The organism is Sphaerochaeta halotolerans (assembly GCF_003429665.1).
In the GTDB taxonomy this organism is placed as follows: Bacteria; Spirochaetota; Spirochaetia; order Sphaerochaetales; family Sphaerochaetaceae; genus Sphaerochaeta; species Sphaerochaeta halotolerans.
Window position 1 is genome coordinate 1 of record NZ_QUWK01000043.1, and the last position, 1134, is coordinate 1134.

Annotated in this window: 1 protein-coding gene; it reads right to left on the minus strand. The window is 31.7% G+C overall.

What is annotated here, in order from left to right; translation table 11 throughout:
- Positions 1-169 precede the first annotated feature (169 nt).
- The coding region (locus tag DYP60_RS13890; RefSeq protein WP_206363157.1) for a hypothetical protein at positions 170-1134 on the minus strand (965 nt) is incomplete at its 5' end.

Genomic DNA, 1134 nt, shown 5'->3' on the forward strand with positions numbered 1-1134 from the left:
GCTTCTTCATGCTTCAATCATACAACACTTGACAAGTGAATAGTAGTGTTTCAATACAAATTGTCAAATAGAGCCTTGTTTTATGCAATAGAACAGGTGTTTTGGGTAATTTTATAGAAACATGTTACAACTTGGGCGGAATTTGGGTTCTGTGTCTTTTACCATAGCATCATTCAATCTTAATACATCCCTCCATATCACGAGGTCTCTTGCTTTTTAATAAGTAACAACAAGACTCATTGTCTGGAATAGCAATAAAATTAGATTTGCTTTCAATATCTAATAGTTGTGATTCTTTTATTAGCCTCACCTTCCAGTTAGGCATATTAGTAGGGGCTTCGAACTCACTTGCAATATCTTCAAGGCTTTTTGTGCATAGTAACAAAACAAGTTTCTTGAAGTAATCTTTATAATCGCTATATATATAATACTCTATCTCTCGATATTTATCAAAAAGTCGTCTTTTTGTGGCATTTGCAACATTCCAAAATGACCACCAATAGTTATAAAAATTGTACTCACCATCAACATCAATGGTCAGCATTGCTCTTTGTAGTTTCCCATCAATTTCAATTTCCTTATTAAAATATCTTGAAAATACAGATTGTACCAACTTAAGGTCTATTTCATTAATCTCTTCAGGATTATAGTCATAATTGATACAGTAGAAAAGGAAATCTATCCTACCACGAAGTAATTCATTATCTTCAGAATCGAAAATTAATTGTTTTATACTTGGCTTGTTTCGAATAATTTTTGATTTAATTTTCTCTTCTTCTACTTGCTCCTTTGCAAATGTTGATTTTTGAGAATCTATTGAAGCTAAATGTTGATAAATATTTTTACATCCATAACTTAATTCATTAATTAAATTAATTACACCATCAAAAGTTTGCGGACTCCTAATTATATCGGGTCTTTTACCGTCCTTATCTATATCCCCTCTTGAAATTATATTCCTTACAACTCTCATCCAATCTTGAAAGCATTTTCTATCAAAATCTTTGACTTTAAGAAGGTATTCTGTTTGTGCAAAAAAAAGTACTTTAATGCTATAGGTTATTCGCTGTTTGTAGTGGGTAGAGCTACATGATTGGCTGTAGTGGAAGAGACAATTCTCCACAGACGAAGTAG